The following is an 8,009-nucleotide window of genomic DNA, read 5'->3' on the forward strand; positions in this document are numbered from 1 at the left end:
CCGGGATGCCGGCGCGCTCGGCCAGCTCGGCCAGGGCCAGCGCCGAGAACGGCGTCTCACCGGCCGGCTTGACGATCACCGTGCAGCCGGCGGCGAGCGCCGCGGCGGCCTTGCGGGTGATCATCGCCAGCGGAAAGTTCCAGGGCGTGATCAAAGCGGCGATGCCCACCGGCTCCTTGAGCGTGCCCAGCGCGGCATTGGGGATATGGCTGGGGATAGTCTCGCCGAAGGTGCGCTTGCCCTCCTCGGCGAACCAGCGCACGAAGCTGGCCCCGTACTCCACCTCGCCGCGGGCGTCCGGCAGCGGCTTGCCCTGCTCCAGGGTCATGATGGTGGCCAGGTCCTCGCGGTTGGCCTGGATCAGGTCGTGCCAGGCCAGCAGGCGCTCGTAGCGCTCGTCGGCACGCAGCGCCCGCCAGTGCACGAAGGCGACGTCGGCGGCGTCCACGGCCTGGCGAATCTGATGCGCCTCGAGCCAAGGGATGTAGCCCAGGACCTCGCCGGTGGCCGGGTCATGCACGGCCTCCTCGCGGCCCCCCTCGCCATGGGTCCACCTGCCATCCACGTAGGCGTGCTGGCGAAACAGACGCGGATCGTCGAGCATGGTGGACAGCGTCCTGGACAGTTTCATGTTCATGCGATACCTCCCTTGACAAACCGGCGCGGCCCCGGGCGCCTGAAAACAGCGGCGCGGCCCCGGGCGCCGAGAATGAGCACCGGCGCGGCTCTGGGCGCCGAGAAAGAGTAGAAACGGTCGAGCCGCCTGGTCAGGTCACGTCCAGGGCGGCTCGATGGGGTCATGATAAGGGAGAGGGCGGGTGGAGACTTTTCGTTGGCCGGGCGGAGCCGTGGGCTTTTTTTTGTCCGCCGGCGCCGCGCAGAAGAATTTTCTGCGCGGCGCCGGTGGGCGCCGTCAGCCCGCTTCGGGGTCGACCAGCGCCGCCTCGGTGAACACCAGCAGGCCCAGTTCCGGCCGGTAGCCGTGGATCTCGGTGACATCCAGCGCCTGCAGGAAGGCCAGGATCTCCTCGCTGACCACCTGGCCCGGAACCAGTACCGGGAAGCCCGGCGGATAGGGGATCACGAAGCTCGCCGAGACCGCGTCGCGTCCGGCTCGCATCTCGGACTGCAGCTCGCCGTTGTCGAAGCGCAGGTACTCGGTATTCTCGTCATCGTAACTGAGGAAGTAGGCGCGACGGATGTCGCCCTGAGGGGTCTCGCTGCACTGACGGAAGGCTTCGTGGAAGCGGCTGAAGTCGGGCAGCGGCGGCAGCTCCCGGGTCAGAGAGCGGACCCGGTTCTCGATGATCCGGCGCTCCGGGCGGCTGCTCTCCTCCCAGCGGGTCTCGAACTCCTTGGCCAGCTTGATCAGCACATCGAGCAGGTAGGCGATGGAGCCGCGGGTGGTGCCGATGTTGGTCATGAACAGCACGGTGTTGCGCGAGGTCTTGTTGATCTGGATGCCGTACTTGTTCATCAGGTATTCGTTCTTGAAGGTATCGCCATCGATGCCGGTGGCGCCGATGGCGATGGTGATGCGGCTGGGGTCGACGACGAACTCGTCCCGGGCCCAGGCCTCCTCCATCTGGTTCCAGCCGGTCACCGGGTCGTAGAAGGACTCCACCCCGGACTCGCGATATTCCGACGGCACCAGGTCGCCGTTCTTGAGCACCCGGAAGTACTTCTGCAGCAGCGGGTGGTGGTAGAGCTGCTCGCGCAGCGACAGCGCCGCCTCTACCTGGGCGTGGACCAGCTCGAAGCCCTCCATCTCCGCCTGCATGCGCCCCACGTCCAGGGAGGCGATGATCTGGTAGTTGGGCGAGGTGGAGGTGTGGGTCATGTAGGCCTCGTGGAAGGGCGCCTCGACCTTCTGGCGATAGTCCTGGTCCCAGACGTGGATCATCGAGCCCTGGCGCAGCGAGGTCAGGGTCTTGTGGGTGGAGTGGGTGGCGTAGGCGCGGATGCGCACCTCGTCGGGGTCGGGCATCAGCCGGCGCTCGAGCCAGGTGGCGTCGTCGTCCGGGTCGAGGGCGTCGAACTCCGCCTTCCAGGCGGCGTACTCCTCGCGGTAGGCCTCGCTGCGGTAGCGGTCGCGCAGGGTGCGGGCGGCGTGCATGGCGGTGCGCGGCCGGTAGGTGGGGTTGAAGCCGGCAAAGGCGAACCACGCCTCGTCCCAGAGGAACACCAGGTCGGGCTTGATCGCCAGGCACTCCTCCATCACCCGGCGCACGTTGTAGACCACGCCGTCGAAGGTGCAGTTGGTGAGCAGCAGCATCTTGACCTTGTGCAGCAGGCCGGCGCGCTGGTACTCGAGCAGGGTCTTCTTGATCTCGCGCAGCGGCACCGCCCCGTACATGGAGTAGTCGTCGAGCGGATAGGAGTCCAGGTAGCTGACGTGGGCCCCGGCCAGCACCATGCCGTAGTGGTGCGACTTGTGGCAGTCGCGGTCGATCAGCACGATGTCGCGGGGCTTGACCAGCGCCTGCACCACGATCTTGTTGGCCGTCGAGGTGCCGTTGGTGACGAAGAAGCTCTGCCGCGCGCCGAAGGCCCGGGCAGCGTACTCCTGGGCCTTCTTGATCGGCCCGTAGGGCTGCAGCAGCGAATCCAGCCCGCCGGAGGTGGCCGAAGTCTCGGCGAGGAAGATGTTGATGCCGTAGAAGTCGATCATGTGCCCCGCCCAGTGGGAGCGGGTCACCGACTTGCCCCGCGAGATGGGCATGGCGTGGAACACCCCGGTGGGCTTCTTGCTGTACTCGCGCAGGGCGTCGAAGAAGGGGGTGCGGTAGCGGCTGTCGATGGCCCGCAGGATGGTGTGGTGCTGCTCGATGTAGTCGGTCTCGCGATAGAAGATGCGGTTGAAGTGGCGGATATCGCGACTCGCCGTGGCCTCCACGTCGCCGCTGGTGACCAGGAACTGATCGATCTCCGGACGCAGCTCGTGGATCATCGAGCTGAGCAGGATGCTACGCTCCGCCTCGGACTGGTGCTCGAGGGCCTGTTCGGAGAGCCCCTCCAGGTAGTTGCGCAGGGCGCTGAGGTTGTACTTCGACTTGTAGGGAAACTCGTAGCGGATCAGGCAGGCCTGGATGTTGGGGTTGACCAGCACCGCGATCAGCGCATCCTCGAAGCTGCGCACGGTCACCACGTCATAGACGAAGCGATCCTCGGGCCGGCGCATGTTGCGGAAGGCCTCGCGCACCACCTCCTCCTCCTGGGACGAGAGGTTGTCGACGATCAGCAGCTCGAAGTAGGGCTGGGCCGCGCTGTTGGAAGCCGGATGCCCGCGGCGCAGCTGGGCCAGGGCATCCAGGGTCTCGAGGTCCTCGGCGTCGGCATCGGTCTCGCTGAGATCCACGTGGCGCCGCCGGTAGGACTCGCTGATCAGCGCCCGCACCAGGCGCTTGACCACCTTCTCGAGCAGCGCATACTCCTCGCGGTCGAACAGCGACCAGAGGTGGCGGAAGTCCTCCTTGGAGGGGAAGGCGTGGTAGTCCTCGATGATCTCGAGGCGAGTCAGCTTGACGTCGATCGCCTTGACCAGGTTGCGGTGCTGGCCGTCGTCGGCCAGCCGGTTGAGCTGTCCCAGGTCGCGCTTGAGCGCGTTCCAGGTGTCGGCACGCAGCTGGGAGATCTTGTGGTAGAAGCCCAGGGCGGTGTAGGGCGTTTCGGTATGGCTGGTCTCTTGCATGGCGACACCCTTCCTGTCTTGTCGTTGTCTGCGGGGCGCTGCCCCTCTCTACGATTCAGCCGCCGAGGCGCTCGCTCTGGCCATAGCGGACGGTGATGCGTTCCTCCGGAAAGTCATCGAACCCCAGGTCGAGATTCAGTCCCGGCCAGCGATAGCGGACCCTCCCCTCCCGGGGGCGGTAGAAGGCCGAGTAGATGGTGCCCAGGCCACGCCGGTAGTCGTGGCGAAACAGCGGTGGCGCCGAGAAGGCCGCCTCCAGGCGCGCCTCGCTGGTCGACTCATCGTCGACCAGGATGGAGAGTTGGCGCTCGCGGATCAGCGTCTCGGAAGCCAAGGCATGGGCGTACCACTCGATCTTCTTCTGATGGTTGGTGGCCACCGGCACACGGCGGATGCTGGCCCGGCGGTCCGGGCCGATCATCGCCGTCACGTAGCGCCCGGCGGCGTCGCCCACGGTGATGTTGTAGGCCATGTGGGTGGGCACCCGGGCCAGCACCTCGGCGGCCTCGGGCACGCCGTCGCAGAACTCCAGCAGGTAGCGCAGGATCACCGGCGCCCCGAAGCCGTCGCCCACCGCCTTGCGCCCGCCGAAGGCCAGCGACACGGCGAGCCCCCGGTCGTTCATGCCATCGAGCACGCCCCACAGGCAGTCCGACATGGCGATCACCCGCCTGTCGTTCCAGCGGGTGTAGAGGATCGACCCCTCGCAGAGCTCCGGCGGGTAGTCGTAGTTGCGCGCCAGCAGGGTGCCGCCCGGCCGTGCCAGCACCGCCTGGGAGCAGCCGGTGATGTAGGGAGGGGGCTGGTAGAGGCTGAGGAAGCGCGACGCCAGGTCGCCGCCGCCGGCCAGCGCACAGAGCGCCCGGTAGGTGGGCAGCAGCTCCGGCATATGGCGGCGCAGGGCGTTGAGGCAGGCCAGGTAGCCCGGGCGCTCACGCTCGCCCTCGGCAAGGTACCAGGCCTCGTAGGCGGGCCAGTGGAGGTCGAAGAGCGACCGCCACCTGGGGCCCGGCGCCGCCTCGTGCAGGGTGCGGAAGACCAGCGTCTTGTCGTCCATCTCGGCAGGCGTCCGCTCCGCGGGAGCGGTGTCCTCCCCCTTCACAGGATCTTGAAGTTGCCGCCGCCCACGGCGTGGCTGACGGCGACCTCTTCCACCACCGGATCCTCCAGCGACTGGCCGGCATACTGGCCGCGGATGCCTTCGATCCACGACTTGGCGCGCTCGGTGAGCTGGAAGTCGTCGTCCATCAGCCGGCCGCGTGTGATCAGGATGCCGAGGTCCGCCCCCTCGTAGCGGAAGTCGCCGGCGCCGCTGATGCGCAGGAAGAAGCCCTCCTGCTCGTTCTCGGCGGCATGGGGGTGATAGCTGTAGTGGTCGTAGGCGATGCTGCCGTCCTCAGCCATCTTCCACACCCCGGTGCGCGGGGCGGCGGTGAGCAGGTCGACGCTCTCGTCGGTGTGCTTGATCACCAGCTGGCTCCAGCTGTCGACGCTGTCGGGGTGGGACCAGCGATGGTTGATCTCCTCGATATCGAGCTCGAAGTCGACGTCGGAGAACTCCAGCAGGTGGAAGAGGAACAGCGGGATGTCGGAGTGGGCGAAGGCCGCCACGTTGGTCAGCGAGCTGGCCCCGGTGACCCGCGGGTTGAGCTCGCCCAGGTAGACCTCGCCGCTGTCCATGTCGATCAGGAAGTCGAGCTCGAAGTAGCCGCGGTAGCCCTCCTCGCGCAGCGCCTCGCCGAACTTGAAGGTGAACTCCCGGGCCTTGTCGCGGATCTCCTGGGTGAAGGCGCCGGCGAACATCTCGTTGCCGCACCAGCCCCCCTTGTAGGGGGTCAGGGTCTTGAAGCCGACCAGCTCGGTCATCAGCGGCCCCACCACGGTGCCGCAGCGGGTGGCACAGGCCTCGATGGCCGAGCCGCGGCAGTTGATCCGCTTCATGATCTTGACCTCGGGCTCGGCCTCGATCTCCTCGGCGTGCTTGTAGTAGTCCTCTTCGCTGGCGATGAAGAAGGTGGTGTGGCCGGAATCGCCGAAGGCGGTCTGCACCACCAGGTCGGTGCCGAGCTCCTGGCTCACGTCGCAGAGCTCCCGGTAGCTGCCCACCCGAGCCAGCACGTTGGGCACGCTGGGCACGCCGGCCTTGTTGCCGATGCGCACCGTCTCGATCTTGTTGTCCATGCGCGAGCGCAGCGCCGCCGGCGGAAAGGCCACCTTGAGCCCCAGCTGCTTGCACACCTCCTCGGTGTGCTCATCGAACATCAGGAAGGCGGCGGTACCGGCGTTCTCACCGTCGGCTCTCGACTGGATGAAGTCGATCACCTCCTTGTGCTCGAGCAGGTAGTTGTTGATGTCCTCGATGCTCTCGAAGTCCCGGGGGAACTTCTCCTTGGGCACGAAGACGTTGCGCTGCTGGCCGTCGAAGCAGTTGATGTAGTTGATATGGCGGAAGTTACCCACCCAGTCGCCGATGCCGAGCAGGTTGAAGTTGGTCGCCGAGATGAAGTAGATCGGCTCCTTGTTGTTGCGGAAGTGGCGGCGGACATCGGCAATGCTGGTGATCTTGTTCATTGTTGTCGCTCCAACGATGGCGGATGAGGGGGCGTCGGCCGCTCCCGCGGCGGAACCGGTGGCAGATGTCGGGGCGGAGTCCCGGCGACCGAACAGCCGGCACAGCAGACGCTTGAGGGACTCCAGCATGGCATTCTCCTGGTCAGGCCGCGGGCCTTGGGATCAATACTCCTCCACGTCGGCGCGCAGCGGCTTCTGCAGCGGCCCCAGGGTGTCGAGGTAGGGCGATGAGCCGGTCTCGCTGCGATAGAGCGAGAAGTCCACCCGGCGCTCACGGAAGCTCTTCAGGGGCTGGCCGAGGCCGCGCAGACCGGTCTCACGCTCGCGGCGCACCCGGTTGAGATCCACTTCGATGGGCATCACCTCCTCGCCGGTGCCGGCCTGGTGGATGACGTCGCCGGAGGGCCCCACCACGATGGAGCGGCCGTTGCCGATGGCGCCGGCGCCGTTGATGTCGAAGAAGTAGCACTGGTTGACCGCGGCATTGGTGCGCGCGATGGAGAGCTCGATGTCGCGGTCGATGGTGTCGGTCATGGTGGGGTGAAGGATCACCTCGGCGCCCATGGCGGCCAGGGTCCGGGTGGTCTCGGGGAACCACATGTCATAGCAGATCGACACCCCGAAGCGCGCCACATGGGGCACGTCGAAGACCACGAACTCGCTGCCGCTCTCGACGCCCGCCTCGTAGGGCAGGAAGGGGAACATCTTGCGGTAGCGGGCCACCACCTGGCCCTGGGGACTGATCACCGACAGGGTGTTGTAGATGCCCTTGTCGGTCTGCTCGAACATGGAGCCGGGAATCAGCCAGATGCGATGCCGCTCGGCCAGCTGACAGAACAGCTGCTCGGCATGATTGGGCAGGGCCTGGGCATGGTGCGGCGAGGCCCCCATGGGCATCAGCTCGCTGAACAGGACCATCTGGACCTGGGGGAAACGGCTCATCAGCACGTCGACCCGGTGGCGCATGGCTTCGGTGTTGTCGCCGTGATGCAGGGCATGCATCTGTACGCCGGCAATGGTGAAATAGGACATGGCAGTCTCTCTGCGTCAGGCGATCTCGAATCTTCCGGGGCGCTGTCTACCTACCCGCTGTCAACCATGATCGGCACCCGAAAGGCGTGCCGGCCAGATCGCCCGGCATGGGTGAGCTTCTGCTCACTCCTATGGTATCAGCATAAGCCACCGGCCCGGCGGAGGAATCAACGCTAAGTTCGCGCAGGCCGGGCCTGTGAACGCGGCTGGGGATCAGGGGGTGAAGTCGTCGCGGGAGAAGCCAGGGTCGGGGCGCTTGACCGTCTTGGTAACGATGTAGGTGAAATAGCGCTCGATGCCGGCCTCGCCGGTCAACCAGCCGTCGATCAGGCGCTGGTAGGCGTCGATGGAGTCGGCCTCCACCTTGATCAGGTAGTCGACGCCGCCGCCCACGGCCACGCACTCGGTGACCTCGGGGGTGGCATGGATCAGGGCCTCGAAGCGCGCGAAACTCTCGGCGTTGTGCTGCTTCAGCTCGATCTGCACCCACACCGGGGTGCGCTTGACCAGCACGTCGGTCTTGATGCGGGCGCTGTAGCCCTCGATGATGCCGGCCTTCTCCAGCCGGCGTACCCGCTCCCAGCAGGGGCTGACCGAGAGGTTGATCGCCTCGGCCAGTTTCGACTTGGTGATGCGCCCATCCCGGGAGAGGATCTCGAGGATCTTCAGGTCGTAGCGGTCCAGTTTCATGGCGATGGCGGCATCCTCAGCCCAG

General features: G+C 66.6%; 5 protein-coding genes and 1 pseudogene. All 6 read right to left on the reverse strand.

From position 1 onward, the window contains the following. Positions 1-637: pseudogene (locus J5F18_RS16885) on the reverse strand (aldehyde dehydrogenase family protein); the annotation flags it as partial. A 276-nt stretch (positions 638-913) separates the two neighbouring features. Then, positions 914-3,691, reverse strand: coding sequence for an ornithine decarboxylase (locus tag J5F18_RS16890; protein ID WP_346299701.1), 2,778 nt, complete (start codon positions 3,689-3,691; stop codon positions 914-916). 55 nt (positions 3,692-3,746) lie between these two features. Further along, positions 3,747-4,748: a C45 family peptidase gene (locus J5F18_RS16895; protein WP_346299702.1), complete on the reverse strand. Its 1,002-nt coding sequence runs from the start codon at positions 4,746-4,748 to the stop codon at positions 3,747-3,749. A 41-nt stretch (positions 4,749-4,789) separates the two neighbouring features. After that, on the reverse strand, positions 4,790-6,391 hold the full coding sequence (locus tag J5F18_RS16900; protein WP_346299703.1) for a biotin carboxylase: 1,602 nt from the start codon (positions 6,389-6,391) through the stop codon (positions 4,790-4,792). A gap of 33 nt (positions 6,392-6,424) precedes the next feature. Further along, positions 6,425-7,294 carry a carbon-nitrogen hydrolase family protein gene (locus tag J5F18_RS16905; protein WP_346299704.1) on the reverse strand — a complete coding sequence of 290 codons (870 nt, stop codon included), beginning with the start codon at positions 7,292-7,294 and terminating at the stop codon, positions 6,425-6,427. A gap of 213 nt (positions 7,295-7,507) precedes the next feature. Beyond that, positions 7,508-7,984, reverse strand: a complete 477-nt coding sequence (locus J5F18_RS16910; RefSeq protein ID WP_346302262.1) for an Lrp/AsnC family transcriptional regulator — start codon at positions 7,982-7,984, stop codon at positions 7,508-7,510. Between the last annotated feature and the right edge of the window lie 25 nt (positions 7,985-8,009).

It is taken from the genome of Halomonas sp. BM-2019, assembly GCF_017584085.1.

Bases quoted from the DNA above. Each gene is read 5' to 3' on its own strand.
- J5F18_RS16910 (WP_346302262.1), bottom strand. From the start codon at position 7,984: ATGAAACTGGACCGCTACGACCTGAAGATCCTCGAGATCCTCTCCCGG.
- J5F18_RS16895 (WP_346299702.1), bottom strand. From the start codon at position 4,748: ATGGACGACAAGACGCTGGTCTTCCGCACCCTGCACGAGGCGGCGCCG.
- J5F18_RS16905 (WP_346299704.1), bottom strand. From the start codon at position 7,294: ATGTCCTATTTCACCATTGCCGGCGTACAGATGCATGCCCTGCATCAC.
- J5F18_RS16900 (WP_346299703.1), bottom strand. From the start codon at position 6,391: ATGCTGGAGTCCCTCAAGCGTCTGCTGTGCCGGCTGTTCGGTCGCCGG.
- J5F18_RS16890 (WP_346299701.1), bottom strand. From the start codon at position 3,691: ATGCAAGAGACCAGCCATACCGAAACGCCCTACACCGCCCTGGGCTTC.